Origin of the sequence: Chroococcidiopsis cubana SAG 39.79, assembly GCF_003991895.1 — a bacterium.
GTDB classification, from domain to species: domain Bacteria; phylum Cyanobacteriota; class Cyanobacteriia; order Cyanobacteriales; family Chroococcidiopsidaceae; genus Chroococcidiopsis; species Chroococcidiopsis thermalis.
In genome coordinates this window covers 199,470-217,170 of record NZ_RSCK01000004.1, presented here as the reverse complement: position 1 = coordinate 217,170, position 17,701 = coordinate 199,470, and the positions used below count along the sequence as shown (strand labels likewise).

General features: G+C 45.0%; 15 protein-coding genes and 2 riboswitches. Of the genes, 7 read left to right on the top strand and 8 right to left on the bottom strand.

The window, feature by feature from the left end:
• Window positions 1-166: 166 nt before the first annotated feature.
• From DSM107010_RS04690 to DSM107010_RS42040, 6 genes are all read right to left on the bottom strand, one after another.
• Window positions 167-1,348 carry a substrate-binding domain-containing protein gene (locus DSM107010_RS04690; RefSeq protein ID WP_106169633.1) on the bottom strand — a complete coding sequence of 394 codons (1,182 nt, stop codon included), beginning with the start codon at window positions 1,346-1,348 and terminating at the stop codon, window positions 167-169.
• A 122-nt stretch (window positions 1,349-1,470) separates the two neighbouring features.
• Window positions 1,471-1,977, bottom strand: a complete 507-nt coding sequence (locus DSM107010_RS04685) for a hypothetical protein (protein ID WP_015153653.1) — start codon at window positions 1,975-1,977, stop codon at window positions 1,471-1,473.
• Between the two features lie 129 nt (window positions 1,978-2,106).
• Window positions 2,107-3,264, bottom strand: a complete 1,158-nt coding sequence (locus tag DSM107010_RS04680) for a PstS family phosphate ABC transporter substrate-binding protein (RefSeq protein ID WP_106169636.1) — start codon at window positions 3,262-3,264, stop codon at window positions 2,107-2,109.
• A gap of 67 nt (window positions 3,265-3,331) precedes the next feature.
• Window positions 3,332-5,110 (bottom strand): Nramp family divalent metal transporter, encoded by a 1,779-nt coding sequence (locus tag DSM107010_RS04675; protein WP_106169638.1) that lies wholly within the window; start codon window positions 5,108-5,110, stop codon window positions 3,332-3,334.
• Between the two features lie 66 nt (window positions 5,111-5,176).
• On the bottom strand, window positions 5,177-5,362 hold the full coding sequence (locus DSM107010_RS39385) for a hypothetical protein (RefSeq protein WP_181824293.1): 186 nt from the start codon (window positions 5,360-5,362) through the stop codon (window positions 5,177-5,179).
• Window positions 5,346-7,556 carry a magnesium chelatase subunit D family protein gene (locus DSM107010_RS42040; protein ID WP_127022469.1) on the bottom strand — a complete coding sequence of 737 codons (2,211 nt, stop codon included), beginning with the start codon at window positions 7,554-7,556 and terminating at the stop codon, window positions 5,346-5,348. Before DSM107010_RS42040 ends, DSM107010_RS39385 begins: the two co-directional genes overlap by 17 nt.
• A gap of 304 nt (window positions 7,557-7,860) precedes the next feature.
• On the opposite strand from DSM107010_RS42040, the gene DSM107010_RS04660 reads away from it, so the two are divergent.
• On the top strand, window positions 7,861-8,340 hold the full coding sequence (locus DSM107010_RS04660; RefSeq protein WP_106168876.1) for a hypothetical protein: 480 nt from the start codon (window positions 7,861-7,863) through the stop codon (window positions 8,338-8,340).
• Window positions 8,341-8,388: 48 nt separating this feature from the next.
• Here the strand turns inward: DSM107010_RS04660 and DSM107010_RS04655 are convergent, their stop codons facing one another.
• Window positions 8,389-8,973: a hypothetical protein gene (locus DSM107010_RS04655; protein ID WP_015153648.1), complete on the bottom strand. Its 585-nt coding sequence runs from the start codon at window positions 8,971-8,973 to the stop codon at window positions 8,389-8,391.
• 532 nt (window positions 8,974-9,505) lie between these two features.
• Window positions 9,506-10,696, bottom strand: a complete 1,191-nt coding sequence (locus tag DSM107010_RS04650; RefSeq protein ID WP_106168875.1) for a sensor histidine kinase — start codon at window positions 10,694-10,696, stop codon at window positions 9,506-9,508.
• Window positions 10,697-11,030: 334 nt separating this feature from the next.
• A riboswitch (cyclic di-AMP (ydaO/yuaA leader) is annotated at window positions 11,031-11,211 on the top strand.
• A 371-nt stretch (window positions 11,212-11,582) separates the two neighbouring features.
• On the opposite strand from DSM107010_RS04650, the gene DSM107010_RS04645 reads away from it, so the two are divergent.
• The 6 genes from DSM107010_RS04645 to DSM107010_RS04620 all read left to right on the top strand — a co-directional run bounded on the left by DSM107010_RS04645 (window position 11,583) and on the right by DSM107010_RS04620 (window position 17,656).
• A complete protein-coding gene (locus DSM107010_RS04645; RefSeq protein WP_106168874.1) occupies window positions 11,583-12,920 on the top strand; it encodes an ArsB/NhaD family transporter in 1,338 nt (445 codons plus the stop codon).
• 155 nt (window positions 12,921-13,075) lie between these two features.
• Window positions 13,076-13,224: riboswitch (cyclic di-AMP (ydaO/yuaA leader) on the top strand.
• A gap of 99 nt (window positions 13,225-13,323) precedes the next feature.
• Window positions 13,324-14,166: a nitrate ABC transporter permease gene (gene ntrB / locus DSM107010_RS04640; RefSeq protein ID WP_127022466.1), complete on the top strand. Its 843-nt coding sequence runs from the start codon at window positions 13,324-13,326 to the stop codon at window positions 14,164-14,166.
• A 219-nt stretch (window positions 14,167-14,385) separates the two neighbouring features.
• The gene (locus tag DSM107010_RS04635; protein WP_106218499.1) at window positions 14,386-15,789 is read left to right on the top strand and encodes an ABC transporter substrate-binding protein; all 1,404 of its coding nucleotides are present in this window, start codon (window positions 14,386-14,388) and stop codon (window positions 15,787-15,789) included.
• 56 nt (window positions 15,790-15,845) lie between these two features.
• Window positions 15,846-16,685 carry an ABC transporter ATP-binding protein gene (locus DSM107010_RS04630; RefSeq protein ID WP_106166935.1) on the top strand — a complete coding sequence of 280 codons (840 nt, stop codon included), beginning with the start codon at window positions 15,846-15,848 and terminating at the stop codon, window positions 16,683-16,685.
• Window positions 16,686-16,829: 144 nt separating this feature from the next.
• Window positions 16,830-17,447, top strand: a complete 618-nt coding sequence (locus tag DSM107010_RS04625) for a universal stress protein (protein WP_015153646.1) — start codon at window positions 16,830-16,832, stop codon at window positions 17,445-17,447.
• A gap of 74 nt (window positions 17,448-17,521) precedes the next feature.
• Entirely contained in the window at window positions 17,522-17,656 is a 135-nt protein-coding gene (locus DSM107010_RS04620; protein WP_015153645.1) for an SDR family NAD(P)-dependent oxidoreductase, read from the top strand.
• Window positions 17,657-17,701 lie beyond the last annotated feature (45 nt).

Sequence of the window (17,701 nt, the reverse complement as noted above, 5' to 3'; positions counted from 1 at the left end):
GCTGAGACTATTGTGTGTGTATTTTGAGCATAGGTCTCAGTTTTCTTTTTGGCTAGTTTTTCTCATCGAACTCACGTTGTACAATGCGGTTGTCAGCCATCCCGTGACTGTGAGTTGAGGAGAGAATATTTGCAAGTCGCATGGCGACTTGCAAATACATTTCAATTCAATGAATTGCTGCAAATCCAGCTTTTTCAACAATTTGCTGTCCTTCGTGGGAGAGTAACAAGTTGGTGTAAGCAACTCCTGCTTGTTCGTCGGGAGTGCGGTCGCGGCGAATGACGATAAATAGACGGCGAGTAATGGGATAAGAACCATCGCGCAAGGCAGCAACATTGACGCGCTCGCCTGCAACAGGGGAGACGTAATCTTTAGAACTACCTCTAGCTATGCCCAACAGATGAATCGATCGCTGTCCGACAGCAATAGAAGCCGAACTGTAAGAGATTGCCCCAGGGGTAGCAGTAACTCTTCGCATGGCTGTGGTGTAGTCGCGCACGATCTTGACATTACGACCCAAATTGTTGACGCGATCGCTCAGCAATAATTTGAGCGAAGCGTGAACCTTGGGGTCTTGAGAAATAGGCGCGATCGCTCGATTGGGTCCCCCTAGCTGTTTCCAGTTAGTCACTTTGCCCAAGAAAATATCTTGAAGTTGTTTCACCGACAGTCCAGGTAAGGGAACGTTGCGGTGGGTAAAAAATACAATGCCATCAATTGCCACTGGCACTTGTTGCAGAGTAAAGTTACGTTCTTTAGCTTTGCGATACTCTGCATCTGACACGGAGCGACCATTTTGAGCAAAACTGAGTTCGCCATCAAGCAACATACCGATCCCGGTACTACAACCCGGCGGAACGTTAACAGGTGGTTCGGTATAGCGTAGATGGAAATTTGGACGCACTTTGGCAATACTAGAGTGCATTCCGTGGGCAGTCATAGCAGCAAAACAGGTTGCGCCGCCATAATTAAACACACCTGTAGGAACGTTAGGAACATCTTGCATCGACGCATAGGTTTGAATATCCGCTGTATTGGATGCTATTGCTGGAGGCTGTTTTCCTAGCGGTTGCTGTGTGGGCGTAACAACTGCACTCGGTTTATCTTTCAAAGTAGCAGTTGTATGACTTCTGTAGAACCAGTACATCCCACCCGTTCCCAACAATAACGCAATCAGCGGTATGACCGACCAGGGAAAAGCAGACGAGTTTTTAGTTTGAGAATTTTTGGCAGATTCGGGAAAACTGCGGTTAAGAGTGGAGTGGCAACGCTGACAGCGATCGGCATTACTAGGATTATCATCGTAACCACAGACACGGCAAATGATTTTAGTTTGATGAACTTTCATAAAAAAGGTGGTGCGTGGTTCACAAGTCACAAGTTACTGACAACCTTGTAGAGACGTTACATGTAACGTCTCTACACTGATAACTGATAACTGATAACTGATAACTGATAACTGACTGACATCTAGTGGCGAATTCTTTCTCGTTCTCCCGATTCTAAACCGTTGTTACTGCGTCGCTTGCGACCGAGTACGCTTAAGGAAATTAAGCGGTAGAGCAAAATTGTCCCTAAACCCCAAATGCCGTTGAGAATTAAGGCTGTAGCAATACCGTTGGGTTGCCAGCCACCACCGACAGGTTCGCCTCTTAGGGGCATGACAATAAACCAGTTAACAAGACTAGGTGCGATCGCGCCAAATAGCAGTGTTGTCCCCCAAATTCCCAACCCTTGTCGAAAAAAGGAAACGAATAAGACTAATACAATCCCCCAAACACCGCCCCAAAAAGCAAGAGACCAGACGCGAGGAATGCCGAACGGTTGTGTTGATTTGATCGCATAAGCTGTTAACTTAGCAGGTGCAAAACCAATACTATGTAACAACAATAGTGCTAATTGATGAAATAGTAAAACTGATAAAAATCCAGCCACAAAAGCGAGAATCAAACGAGGTAAAGGATGATTTTGCGACATAATGTAAAGCACCTAATTTTATTTGTGTAAATTTTATAGGGAGCAGTTATCACTGACCAGTGACCAGTGACCAGTGACCACCGACTCCCGATTCCCGACTTACGACTTACGACTTCTTTGCCTCATTCCTCACCGAATCGGTACATAACCCGCTCGATCGACGAGTTTTTGACCTTCTGTGGATAGCAGCAGGTTAGCGTAAGCTCTTCCAGCCACTTCATCTAAACTGCCATCCTCGCGATAAACTACGAAGATCCGGCGAATCAGTGGATAGGAACCATCAAGCAGGGCTTGCTGGTTCACCGTACCATCGGGAGCGGCTGCTGGAACGTAGTTACGCGATCGCCCCTTTGCCAAACTGAGTGGCTCAACTGTCTGTTGACCGACTACTAAAGCCTGAGCGCCGTAGCCGATGCCTCCCGGTATTGCAGCAACTTTGCGAATTGCACTAGTAGTATCGCGGACAATTTGTACATTTTTACCAAACCGCCGTTGGGAACTCGGCATTCCTTGCAACAGAAAACTCGTAGACGCTTTCGCATCGGGGTCTTGACTGACGGGAACAATTGGTAGATTCGATCCTCCCAGTTGTCGCCAATTCGTAATTTTGCCACTGTAAATCTCTTGGATTTGACCCAAGGATATACCAGATAACTTCACCCCAGGATGGCTGTAGAAGGCAATACCTCCTAGCGCTACGGGAACTTGTTTGAGGGTGTAACCGCGCGATCGCACTATATTGTATTCCGATTGCTGAATGGGTCGAAAGGATTCGGAGAAACTAATTTCTCCATTAGCCGTCATTTCGATGCCCTTGCCAGAATCGGGCGAGACGTTGAGCGGATCGGTATAAAGCAGGCGAAATTTTGGATGGGCGCGGGTAATTTCACTTTGTATATTCTTGGCACGTAAGGCAGCTGAAGCCATAGCGCCGCCATAGAGGAAAACTCCTTCAGGAACATCAGGGACATCCCGCAAGGAGTTATAGAGCTGCCATTCTCTCGGGAAATCAGCTTGAGATGTTAGTGGTTGGGATGAGGGAGGCGTTGGCGGTTGACTGTTCCGCCAGAGAACAAATAACCCTAGTGTGACTAATAGCAGTCCTGCTAAAGGTATGACTGACCAGGGAATGCTATTACGCCTCGATAGAGAATCGCGATCGCCCCCATCAGCAGATTGACTACGGAGGCGAGAGTTACAATTCAAACAGTGGTTAGCTGTAAAAGGGTTATCGTCGTAACCGCATTGAGGACAGACAATTCGACGATTAGAACTGATTTGATTCATGAGGTTTCCCAATTTGTGAGGGATCGATCTTAATAGAGTAGACAACTACTTAGTTAAGAACGATACATTATCCTCCTTGGGTAAACTGTCCGATAATACTCGGTAAGGCTTGGCAGAAGAAAAAACCGAAAAACACGACTGAGAGTAAAACAATCGCCTCTCGCCATAGCGGCGATCGCAATTCGGCAGGGAGAAATTTGCGATTGACATAGAGAGCGTGCAAACCTAGAAAGACAAAATTTAAGCCAGCAATGTTCGCACTCAGGAGAATTAAGAAAAAGGGCTTGATCCCTGATAAGAGAATAAAAACTCCCCACAGAGTAAACAAAGAGAGGATGCTGTAGTAAACAAAACGAATATCTCCCCCTCGCCAAGCGCGAATGTGGCTGCTGCCCGACCACACCATATCTGTCACCATACGCGCAAAAACATCAGTAATGCCAAGTTGGGTACTGTAGAGAATCCAAAAGCCTACCAACAGAGTAATAAACCACATAATGCTAGTGGTATCTTCCCGCGATAGGTATTGAGCTTGATAGACGGCGATCGCAAATTGGTTGTCAAAGCGAGTTCCAGGCGGAATAAACTGCAAAGTCAACAAGGCTGGCAGTCCCATTCCTAAGAAACATCCCAGCACCCACACACCATATTGGTCGGTAATGGCATACTTCCACCATTCACGCCAACGCTTCTTGTTTTCGGTGGTTAAGGGAAAGACTTTACCCGTGGGAGTCAGAGACATACGGCGACCGCCAATCAGTGCCGGAATGTATCCCACTACGCCTCCCATGCCCAATCCCTTATCGCGAAACCAGTTACTCAGCGTTCCATTTAAGACTCCTCCCGCACCAGCAAAAGCCGCAAAGCCTCCCACTTTCAGCCAATCAACATTAGGGGGAATCGTGCCGAAGCGGAGAAAACCCATTGCCGCTCGACCCCACGTCTCGGGTGCAGTAAAACCCAGGGCAATGACAACTAAGAACAGGAGGATTGCCCCAACAAAAAACCATTGCACGACTTCCATCGTCCGCTCAATTTTGGCTCCAAAAGCAACGATCGCCACTGTAGATAGGAACCAGAATAAACCAAATGCTTTAATCGTTTCTGCGTGTTCCGGTCCAGGAATATCGCCGACAAACATCGCAGTCAGAGCCGTAGCCGCCGAAGAAGCCCACCCAGGCCATCCTAGTTGCAAAAACGCTAGGACAGAATAAAAAATTGCCCAGAAGCGGGGTCCTGGTTTAGTCCGCATAAAACCTGTATAAATTGGTTCGCCCGTATACAGGGTGTAGCGGATAAACTCCATGTTCATGAGGACTTGGAGAATAATCGAAGTCGTGGCAATCCACAACATAAAACCACCGTACTGAGCCGTCACCGCTGGACCCAGCAGCCATTCGCCGCTACCAATCGAAGTCCCCAAGAGAATTGCTCCAGGTCCAATCAGAGCGATCGCATTATTAAAACTAAATGGCGGCGGTGCAGGGAGATCGGCAACTTCCCAGGGTGGAAGTTCGCCCGCCGAGATTTTAGAACGAGTGGCGATTGCCTCAGTTCCTCTTTCAGTTGCGGTTGGAGCGATCGCTCTATAGATAACCCCTGAGGTATCCACTACATTTGGCTCCGCCTCCTCCGAAGAGCGCCATCCTAAAATTCGCAATCCCAGATAAACTAAATAGCCGACAACGATCCCGGCAGCCAACCAGCCATACAAACCCAACCAGAAAGTGGCATCAGCCAGAATTTGTATTCCGTTGCGAACGAGCGTAATGATAAAACCCAGTACCAAGACTGCCGTAGCTACATATATGGCATACTTGGTAGCTGGGTCGCGTACTTTATCCATAAGCAGCCACAAATAGCTACACAATCCTCTTAATATATCTGGATTGCTAGCAGATAGAAGTTAAATCTAGTTAAAAGTGAGTGGAGAGAATTCGGAATTCGGAATTGGTGATTTGGTAATGGGTAATTGGTAGTTGGTAAAATTCTTCTTCCTTGTCCCCCTTCGCCCCCTAATCCCCACTCCCTTCGGTCGTGGGGAAGAGCGAGTTCCCCCTTGTCCCCCTTGTCCCGACTCCCTAACCCCTAATCGCATTAATTGCACTTTTAGCAACACCAGCGATCGCGGAGTCAGTAGCTTTTGGTAGGTGGTAGTATTTTCCTCCCGCAGTTTGAGCTAGTTCTTTAGCAAAACCTGTAGAGATAAATTTATTTTCAGTATCGATGACTAACAGCTGTATTCCCAATCCGCGAATTCTAGCGGCGATTTCCAGTAGTTCTTTCTTGATATCGGGCTTTTCTCCCTCTGGTAAAGGTTCGCCTAGCGATCGCGCCAAAGGTATATTTCCTCGACCGTCGGTAATTGCCACAACGACCACTTGTCCGATATCTCCCGCCATTTGAGCATTCATACCCACCCGTACCGCTTGTGTTAAACCATGCGCTAGAGGCGAACCGCCACCACAAGGCAACAACTCCAATCGTTTACGCGCCAAAGCGATCGAACGGGTAGGAGGCAACAACACCTCTGCCTGTTCGCCACGAAACGGGATCAACGCCACTTGGTCGCGATTTTCATACGCTTCTGTCAAGAGTTGAAAAACTGCCCCCTTAGCTGATTGCATCCGATTCAACGCCATCGAGCCAGAAGCATCAACCACAAACACGATCAATGCTCCCGCTTTGCGGACGAGTCGCTTCGAGCGGATATCTCCCTGCTCGACAAAAACTCTTTTTTGTGGGTAATTGGTAATTGGTAATTGGTAATTGGTAGTTGGTAGTTGCTCCCTTGTCTCCCTTGTCTCCCTTGTCTCCCTTGTCTCCCTTGTCTCCCTTGTCTCCCTTGTCTCCCTTGTCTCCCTTGTCTCTACTCCCTGCACTCCCAGGCTCCCTGCTCCCTGCCTCTCCCGCCGTGCCTTCTGATAAGGTGCAGCTGCTCTTAACGTGGCATCTACTGCAATTCGTCGCACGGGACCTTTGGGTAACATCGGTTTGACGTATCGTCCCCGATCTTCGGAGAAAATTAAACTGCGACTGCCGGACTTCCCCCGCCGCTGTGCCATCTGTGCGAAATAAAGCACGCTGTCGTCGAGAATTACACCTTCGGCATCAAAGACAAATTCTTCAGGAATGTTGGGCGGTGTTTGCTCGTTTTCAGGTTCTTCCTGTTCGTCCTTCTCTTCCTGCTCCTCCTGTTCCTGGTTAGACTCATCTTCGGGTTCGTCTTGGTTTTGGGGTGGTGGAGGTGGTGGGGGTGGTTCTTCGGGTGGAGTTTGTACGACTGTTGCTCTCGGGACGATGACTAATTCTACGGCGCGACGAAGATCTTCGGCTGTAACTGTGGTTCTGCCTTCTAAAGCGGCGGCGGCTTTGGCGACTCGCACGGCGTAGAGTTCGGCGCGGTGTCCCTGGACTCTAGCGCGTACCGCTTCATCGACTAAATAGGCAATTTGCTCGTGGGTAATTTGTACGTCTTTGAGCCACTCTCGCGCCAAGATAATTTGAGTTTTGAGATTGTCGAGATCTTCAGCGTATTGCTGGAGAAACTGCTGCGGTGAGGTGGTGTAAGCGATCGCCTGTTCTACTGCTTGTACTCGTTCGTCTAGACCTAGCACGCCATCCGCAGAAAGAGCGATCGCGATGCGATCGAGCAGGTGTTCCCGTAACGCTCCTTCTTCTGGGTTATACGTAGCGATAAATAAAGGCTGACAGGGATGCCCAAAACTAATTCCTTCCCGTTCGATTTGGTTGCGTCCCTCGGTTAAAACCGTCAGCAGTTGGTTGCTAATACTGTCGTCGAGTAAGTTAATTTCATCGACATACAACACGCCACGATGGGCAAGTGCCAGCAGTCCTGGTTGAAATACGGTTTCTCCCTGTTTGACCGATTGTTCTACATCCACCGAACCTAAAAGTCGGTCTTCTGTCACGCCTAAAGGAATTTGTATGAATGGTGCGGGAATCACTTCTGTAGGGACGTTACCCTCTGTAGAGACGTTACCCTCTGTAGAGACGTTACATGTAACGTCTCTACTTAGTTCGTCGTCCCATTCTTCAGGGCGATTGGGATCGCAGTTACAAAAAGAACCTTTAACAACTTCAATCGGCGGTAAAAGGGTATGAATTGCCCGCGCCATGACTGATTTTGCCGTACCGCGACGACCTGCGATCGCGACTCCTCCCAAACCAGGATCGACGGCTGCTAGCAGCAGGGCTATTTTAATGGCTTCTTGTCCCACGACAGCAGTTAAGGGAAAACTGGTAACGGTTGCAGTAGACGACGCAGGCATGGTTTCAATCTTTGAGCTTCCAGCCTTCTAGCATATCAATTCTTTGTCCCTTACTGAAAATATGACAGTTGACAGTTAACGGTTCGGAGAGCGATCGCCCTTCTATTTGTCAGTCAAACGATATTCTCATAATTTCAATACTTTATAAAGCTTGCATAAACATGCGTGAAATCTCACAAGAATTAATTGATTTTTAATATTTTTTTGCCTGTCTTTGCGCATTCTTTACCTACAAAATGAATTCGCTCGGTAAACTATGTACGTATATACTTAATCCGCTAATCTAATAGGTAAAAATCATATTATGTGTATTGTATGTGGAGTTTTCTTTTCTGGCTTGACACTGTTTACACCCGTAACAGAAGTTCCAAATTCAGCTAACTCAAACGCTGCTAATCTCCCTAAAGTCCAATATCAACAAACTCAAAGCAAGTCATTGACGAAACAGGCTCAAATTAAGCTATCTAATATGCTGAGTCGATTACCTGTTTCTGAAGAAACGCAAGTATTGCGAAAGGAACTTAAATCAATTCAAGTACAGTTAGAGCCAATTAAAGATGATGCTAAGGCTCAACAAATTATTGAAAAGGAATTAAGAACTGTATATCAGAGAATTTTAGAAAAACCAAGTTATCAGCAAGAGTTTAATGTATTTATGAAACTGCTAGAAGTCAAGTCCGATCAACAAGCTATTCATAACCTGAGTTTGAACTTGGCTCAAAATAACAGCGATCGCTCGACTCTATTTACAGGACAAAGCAAAAGCTGGGGTTGGATACAATAGCTGGTAGGGTGCGTTATCAACGCACCCCACGAATCTACTGTTACTTCCTTATAGCGCGCGACTGGCTGTCTCAACTACCGTGTCATAATCTACATAGGCTTCTACCAACGTGCCTGGTTTTACGGTGATATTTTTGCCTTTAATAAATACGCCAAATACGCTGACAAGTGCTGCCACAGCTACCATAGTTGCACCCCGACCTTTACCATTTTTCTCCACAGTCGATCGCAACGGAATTTTAGTACCATCCACTGCTTCAATTTCTTCCACAGTAAAGTTTAATTGTCCTTTTTTACCAAACATGCGAGCGCGTTTTGCTTCAGTAACTTTTCCAGTCGCTCGCGCTCCTTTTTTAATCAAAATTTCTTTGGTTGGTGAGAGGACATTTGTTGCTGCATAGTAAACAACAATATCTCCCTCTTGTGCTGTCTTTGAGCTAAGTTCTTCAGCTAGTTCTAATTGCAGTTTAGTTCCTGACGCTAATGTTAGCTTTTTCGCTACGAGCATTTGCGATCGCTCTAATTTTAGTTCTGAGTTTCGCAGTTTTAGTGGTTCCGAGCCTGCTGGAGCCAGCCAGATTGTTTGCAATAGTAAGACGAGTCCAAAAGATAAATAACGACGGTCAAGTTTCATTTTTCGAGTTCCTCATGCTTTTTTATAGCAACCTAGTCAATTAAAATATGCTCTATACTTAAGCGATTAGAGCATACTTTAATAGCTACACCCATAATTAAATAACGGTTCGCTTTAACTATTGGGACTTTGAAAGTTTTTAGCTCTAAAAGAGGCTGAAATCCATGCATGGCAAGGACAATACATCGATAAGGTAAAACTGGCTGAAACTTAAGCATGGTAAGGAAACATTACCAATCGATGTAAAACTAGCTCTGGCTCTGCTTTTGAAGCTATTCTATTACCAGTTTTCTTCAAAGTCCCACTATGTAGCTTCATTTCTTCTGTAGTTACACTCAGAACGGCATAAATACTTTTGCCTATTTCTGCTAAGCGATCGCAATTATTAATTTAGAAAATTCTGAGAAAAATTGGCTCAACAATAGAAAGTTTTAGCAATTGTCTAATATTTCTTAATTAAGAATAATTAAAATAAGATGATTTTAGCTTAACAGTCAAAAATAATAAATTACAAATAGCCGATCGCGGAATATTATTTTGTTTTAACTTTGAGCGGAAAAGTCACTGTAAATGTCGAACCAACTCCAACCTCAGAGGCTAATTCAATCTTTCCCTGCAACAGCTTGACTAAGCGCGAAACGATCGCCAGCCCCAAACCCGTGCTGTTGGGTGTGGCGATCGTTCCAGCTTGAAAATAGGGTTCAAACACGCGCTGCTGTGCTTCTGGCGCAATTCCCACGCCTGTATCGGCAACTGCGATCGCCCATCGTTCGCGATCGATCGTCCAACATTTCACCAAAATCTTTCCATCTAGCGTGTAGCGAATCGCATTACTAATCAGATTCGTCACAATTTGCTGCAATCGTAACGAATCCGTGACAACTTCTTTTGGGGCTGAATCTAAATCGAGGCTCAATTTGAGTTCCTTGGCTTGTGCCGCAGGCTGCATCATAGCAACAAGATCGCTTGTTAGCTCGCGAATCTCGACTATTGCAGGCTGGAGTTGCATTTGCCCTGCTTCGTATCGCGAGATTTCTAAAGCATCGTTAATCAAGTGTAATAAATGCCTACCACCGCTTAACACCCGTTCGATATGTTCTATATTGGCGTAGCTATCTTTTACCTCAACTCTGTCTTTCCGCTGTAGGCGCAAAAATAAATCGGCATAGCCAATGATTGAAGTCAAAGGGGTTTTCAGTTCGTGGGCGAGATGAGAAAGGTTTTCGCGATTTGCCCGCACCAGCCGCGTTAATTCCTGATTGTTGAGTGTCAGTTGACTTTGTAGGTGTTGTAGTTCTGCCAATCGTTGTTCGGTGTAGCTTTTAAAGCAGCGGGCGATCGCTTCATCAATGACAGTATCAATTAACCGAAAAGCACGAATCACCTCTAACGCTGAGCTTGTCTGCAAGCTTGTCTCAATGGTAGAGAAGATAACATGACGCAGAATTCGATACTCTCGGGCAATTTCCCCAGCCTCAAATCCTTGTTCTGCCCTAATGACACCGTGTTCTAAACTCACCTCTACTAGTGTCTTCAAATCGCTATCTTGTGATTGAGAAAGCACTGTTGCCATCGCTTGAATCACGCGCGGTATGCTGTCTTGCAAAGACTTGTACGGCAGTTCGTTAGCTGTTTCAATTTGGTTATCTGCACGAATGGCAGCAATCCAGTCCTTCAAAATCGTATCGCTTTCATCGAGCAGCAGTTGACTGAAATCTTGCATCACTTTAAGCACGCATAGAGATAGGCATGGCAATCTTCAGTTTATCGGAACCTGCCAGATGGTGGAACCACTCTATCGTTCGATAGTTCGGTAAGCAATGCTATGGTACTTCGCCAGTGGTTCGTCCGCATTTCTGCCCCGTAGAGATAGCTGAAAAGCTTTTCGACACTAATAGCGGATCGATTCACCTGCTGAAAATTTTGGCTTGATGTTATTGTAATTGTCTGCAAAAATTGCACGCTACCCGGAATAATTTGACGAATTTGAGTAAGAATGTTAAATTTCTCTTCAATAGTTTGAAAACAGTTAGCCTAATCCAGTGGTGTCTGTGTTGAGGAGTTCAAGACTTTAGTAAAACTGGAGCGGAGGAACCAAAATCTGGGGCTTATCTGGTTTAAAGATGAATTAGCAAGAACGAGTATCGAGTTCAGATCTTCATAATTCATCCTTGACAAGAAGAACATCTCTCAGTTCTAGCCCGTCAGCTAACTCCGTAGGCGTTGAGAGGAGACTGAAATAAGCAACATTATCAATAATGTTCTGCTTGGTTCAGCTTCCAAGGCTCGTACTGTTAAGCCTGTTGTACCTGCACTTGAAGAGACTGAAAAATAGCAGATGAAAATCCCACAAAAATCACTGGTAAAAATAAAGCAATTCGCCTTGAAAAATTGTCAGGCACGCAACGCCCACTCTACTATGCTTGAATTTCAAGCATCAAATAGAACTGCTATAGTTGCGGAGTCACAAACAGATGCGATCGCTTCATTACCTTAGCCGTATGTAGCTAACTACCAATAAATATCAAGCGCATTAGTAGAGTTTTGTATGGATGTAAAGCTCTATAACTTTGGTTAGAATAATTAATAATCAAACCAGTAGTAATAATATGGAAAACTGGCAGGCGATCGCTAGCACTATTACTTTCCTTAGTGTCATCTTTTTCGTGATGACAGAATGGATACACTTGACTATCGCGGCATTTTTAGGAGCATTAATTCTTGTTTTTACAAATGTGTTAACGCTAAATGAAGCAATTGGATATATTGGTAATAGCTACTCTACCATTGCTTTGTTTTTTGGCGTAATGGTGTTGGTACGAGCTTTTGAACCTACAAAAGTTTTTGATTATTTAGCCACCCAAATTGTGATTTTAGCTAAAGGACAAGGCAAGCGCTTGCTACTGGGAATTGTGGCAATTACAACTCCAATTTGCGCTTTTTTGCCCAATGCTACAACAGTTATGTTACTAGCACCGCTGATTCCTCCGATTGCAGAGGAAGTAGGGGTAAACTTTGTACCACTACTCATCTTAATGGTATTCGTAGCCAACAGTGCCGGATTACTAACATTGGTAGGAGATCCAGCTACATTTATTGTCGGAGATGCCGTAAACGTCAGCTTTATTGATTACCTCGCGCGCCTCAGTTTAGGTGGAGTTATTGCAGTTATTACTGTGGTTGCAATGCTACCATTTCTATTTCGTAAAATTTGGCATAAAGATTTAGAAGATTTAGAACATCTTCCCCATCCAAAAATTAATCATCCTCAAGTTTTAACATTAGGGATTGTTTTGATTGCTGGTGTTTTAACATTCTTTGTTATTGGGGAAATGTTACCAATTCCAATTTCTCCTGCTGCGGTAGCTTTATTAGGTGCAGCTTTAGCATTGTTACTGTCACATCATAGCAAAATTGATACAGTTAATAATATTTTGCGAGATGTCGATTGGAATACGTTAATATTTTTTATGTCCATTTTCGTCTTAATTGGTGGACTAGAGAAAACTGGCGTCGTGACTAGCCTTTCTGGTGTTCTAGCAGCAATTTTAGGAAAAAATATTGCTTTAGGTTCGCTAGCGTTACTCTTTTTTGTTGGTATAGTCTCAAGCGTCGTGCCAAACATTCCTTTGGTTGTGGCAATGGTTCCGTTACTCAAACAGTATGTAGTCAATATTGGTTTGGCATCGCCAGTAATTCTAGAAAAAAGTTTTACAGGAGAGTTGCCAGCAGAAGTATTACCTCTGTTTTATGCCATGATGTTTGGTGCAACGTTAGGTGGAAACGGAACTTTAGTTGGAGCCTCTTCTAACATAGTTGCTGCCGGAATTGCCGAACAACACGGACGGCGAATTTCATTTAAAACCTTTCTCAAATATGGTTTACCCGTAATGGCAGTCCAATTAATAGTTGCTGCTATATACGTTACAATTCGGTTTTTGATTTAATTGGTCATTTGTCATTTGCGATTTGCGATCGCTACCCAAAAACTCCGCTCGCTGCCTTACCACTTACCAATTACCAATCACCAATTACCAAATAAATACATATATCTACAGAATGATTGACGGTTGAGAAATAGCGATGATATCTTAGGAAAGTTAGAGTAAGTCAGCCTAATCTAGTCCTTCACATGTATATAGATGAAGCTAGAACGGAGGAACCAATTGTAAGGGGCTTATCTTAATTTAAGAGGGGCATCTCTCAGCCCTAGCCCGTCAGCTAACTTCGTAGGCATTGAGAGGAGACTGAAGAGTAAGCATTATTTCATTAATGTTTTGAACTCATCAGTGTTCCTATCTGGTACTGCTCGATTTTACGTACCTGCGATTAACTCTGAGGAGTATCAATATGATATTTCAGTTAAATCTTGCTACTCTAGCAGTAGCCGGACAAGCTGCGTGGAAAAGGGTTAGACCGATTGTTATCAGGGATGCTGTTCTGTTACCTGCCGCTGGTTTCTTGGGCATCATTATTTTGTGGTGGGCGATCGCTCTTGTCAATCCCGAATTAATGCCTACTCCACCACAAGCACTAGTAGCGAATTTAGACTACATTCTCAATCCATTTTACCAACGCGGTCCAGGCGATTTAGGCATTGGCTGGCTGTTGTTGGCAAGTCTGCGACGAGTATTAATCGGATTTGCTTTAGGCGCAGCAGTAGCAATTCCTGTTGGCTTCTTGATTGGAATGTCAAAGCCAGCAATGATGGCACTCAATCCCATTATTCAAATCTTCAAACCTGTATCGCCTTTAGCGTGGTTGCCGATCGCCTTAGCGATTTTTAATTTGGCAGATCCTTCGGCAATTTTTGTAATTTTTATTACTTCTTTGTGGCCCACAATTATTAATACAGCCTTGGGTGTTTCTAGCGTATCGAAAGACTATATCAACGTTGCTAGAGTTTTAGAAATGCCACGTTGGAGACAGATAACTAAAATTATTTTACCCGCTAGTTTACCTTATATTTTTACAGGCTTGCGAATTAGTTTAGGTATCGCTTGGCTGGTAATTGTTGCTGTAGAAATGCTCACAGGTGGTGTTGGGATTGGCTTTTTTGTCTGGGATGAATGGAGTCGCCTCAATCTTAGTTCCGTCTTCCTCGCAGTATTGGTAATTGGCTTAACAGGCTTACTGTTAGACTTCGCCGTTGCCAAAATTGAATCTCTAGTCATCCACCGCCGCCCCGCTTAGAAGAGAGCTGAGGGAGCTGAGGAGGCTGAGGAGGCTGAGGGGGACAAGGGGGACAAGGGGGAACTCGCTCTTCCCCGCGACCGAAGGGAGTGGGGATTAGGGGGCGAAGGGGGACAAGGAAGCAGGGGAGCTTCAGGTGCAACTACCAACTATCAACTACCAACTACCAATCCCCCCCCCACACTCTACACCCTAGTTATTACGCGCCACTCACTTAATATGAACACCAACTGGACGCGACGCGAGTTTTTAGCAGGAATAGGCGCGACAGCGGCGGGAATGTCGCTGGGTGGTTGCGCGATTAGCGGCGACAGAAGCGCCACAGGACTGACAGCAGAAGCCGCAGCTATTGAACAAATAGTCGATCCGAAAACCTTAGAAAAACCAAATTTAACAGTAGGCTACGTACCAGTCAACGACTGCGCCCCATTTGCGATCGCTTGGCAGAAAGGATTTTTCCGCAAGTACGGGCTAAATGTCAAACTCAACCGCGAAGCTAGCTGGGGAACTTCGCGAGATGGCATCATCTTCGGACGTACCGATGCTGCTCCCGTTGTCAGTGGTGCTGTCACCAACGCCAGGACAGGAGCAGAAGGCGCGCGTCATGCCCCCCTATGTGCGGCAATGACAATTCACCGTCACGGCAACGCTATGACCATGAACCGCGCCATGTGGGATGCGGGTTTGCGTCCCTGGCGGGAGTACAACGGCAACTTAGAAGAATTCGGACGCGATTTTCGCAATTATTTTGACAACCTGGCTTCAGAGAAGCGAGTTTGGGCAGTCGTGTTGAGTTCTGCTATTTATGAATATTTCGTCCGCTACCTCTCGGCGGCGGCGGGTGTCGATCCAACCAAAGAATTTCGGATTATTATCATTCCTCCCCCCCAGATGGTGACGAACGTGCGGATTGGGGCGATGCAAGCTTATATGGTTGCCGAACCCTGGAACACTCGCGCCATTACAGGAAATGAGGGTGTAGGTTTTACCTTTGCCCAAGGTAAAGAAGTGTGGCAGGGACATCCAGATCGATTGCTGGGGGTAATGGAAAGCTTTATTACTAACTACCCAAAAACATATCGATCGCTAGTTAAGGCAATGGTTGAAGCCTGTCAGTATTGCAGCAAACCAGAAAATCGGGAAGAAGTTGCTAAAGTGATTTCACAACGTTCCTTTACTGCGGCTAAGCCGAAATTGACCCGCGCTGCGATCGTTGGAGAGTACAACTATGGTGGTTTCGATGACAAAAAGCGGCTGGTCAAAGCACCGGAAACAACAGTCTTTTTCGATTATCCCGCTCACCTTGCCACAATACCAAACGACCATTCCACTTTTTTATGGCAGTCTCAAAGTTTGTGGTTGATGACTCAATCGGTACGGTGGGGACAAATCCCAGAAGTTCCCAAAAATGCCGAAGCTGTAGCCCGAAAAGCCTGGAGAACTGACATATACCGCGAAATCGTCGCCGAAATGGGAATTGAATGCCCGAAAGAAGATTACAAGGTAGAACCAGCCACAGCTTTTATTGACAAAAAAGCCTTCGATCCTAGCGATCCAGTCGGATATCTCAACAGTTTTGAAATTAGAGCAAATCGCCCAAAATCTTTTTTTATGTCTAGTTAATAGTAGTTAGTAGTTGGTATTTCCCCTACTCCCTACTCCCTACTCCTTCTAATCTTATGACCAAATCCACAAGTTTTTATCCTAACCAAAACGAGCTTGACTATAATTCTCGCAACTTCCTAGAAATTAAAAACCTCGTCAAATCTTATCGCAATCCTAATGGCAGTGAATTTGTCGTTCTCGATGGCATCGATTTGACTATAGCGGAAGATGAGTATATTTCTATTATCGGTCACTCTGGCTGCGGTAAATCAACTCTACTGAAAATTGTGGCTGGGTTAGAAAAAGCTACTGCCGGATCGGTAAGGCTGGAAGGGAGAGAAATCCGCAAACCAGGCGCAGAAAGAATGATGGTGTTTCAGCAATATTCCCTATTGCCGTGGTTAACAGTAAGGGAAAATGTTAGGCTCGCAGTAGATGAAGTGATAAAAAATGCTAGCCGTGCCGAAAAAATTAGCATTGTAAACGAACACTTAGCAATGGTGAATTTAACAGCGGCAGCAGATAAGTATCCTGATGAAATATCGGGAGGGATGAAACAGCGAGTAGGAATTGCCCGAGCTTTAGCAACTCGTCCAAAAATGCTACTAATGGACGAACCTTTCGGAGCGCTAGATGCTCTCACTCGCGGAAAATTACAAAGACAAGTTTTAGATATTTGGGAACATCAGCGACAGGCGGTGATGATGATTACTCATGACGTAGAAGAGGCAATTTATATGTCCGATCGCATTGTTTTGATGACAAATGGTCCCAACGCTAAAATTGGTGAAATCATCGACGTTCCCTTTCTTCACCCCCGCGATCGCCATGCCATGCGACATTCAACAGAATACGTGGAACTGCGCGATCGCGCCTTAGATTTTCTCGATCGCTATTTCACCCAAGACGAATAATTTATTAGAAGTCAGGAGCCAGAAGTCAGGAGTCAGAAGCTAGAAAAATGTATATCTATCTAGATTCTTCCTTGTCCCCCTTGTCTCCCTTGTCCCCCCCTCTCCTTTGTTCCCCTTGTCTCCCACTTACCCAAAGGAAAAACTGTGAACCTCAAACCCATTCTGGCGCGGCTGCAAAATGCTCTAGGTAGTCAAGACGTACACAACTTGATTTTGCGGATGCCAACTGGATATCAAACTCAGAATAATACATCCGAGCGATCGCTAAATTTAGTTGTCGGTTATGACGGTTCTCCTGACAGCCAAGCAGCGTTAGATCTAGCTTTATTAATTGCTCATCAAACTCGCTTGGCGACTCAAAACCAAGTCACAATTCACGTTGTTTATGTCTTAGATGAAGTACAAATAGAGTTACTGACCAAAATTTATAGCTCCAGTTCCTCAAAAGCTTTTCGTCGGGGACAAAAGAAATCTACACCTGTCGCCACTCTCTCTGGAACTCAGGCACTCGCAACCAAATCTAAAACAATTTTGTTAGCACAAGCAGACGAAATTTTATGGCGAGCGCGATGTTTAGCTGAAGCATGGAAAGGTACGTTTGTGGCTCATCTACGATTTGGTTCTTTAGCTACGGAACTCAAAAATATTGTAGAGACTGAAACAGCAGACATAATGCTATTAGGTTGTCATTCTCAAAATAGTTTAGTCATTCGGCAACTAGATCCAAGTCTTCCTTGTGCGATATTAGGAATTTCTGAATAAATGAATAAAATTTATCTAGCCAGAAGTCTAATATCTTTTTAAGATATTTTTGAAACTTTATAGGATAGAAAAACATGAGCGAAGTTAAAAAAGTTGCGATCGTGACGGGAGCAAATCGCGGTTTGGGTTTAGAAACTTGCCGTCAATTAGCAAAACAAAATATTAAAATTATTCTAACCAATTGCGTGGCTGGCAACTTTAGCGGATGATGGACCTACGAGCAGCTTTTTCCGCGATCGCCAACCGATAGAATG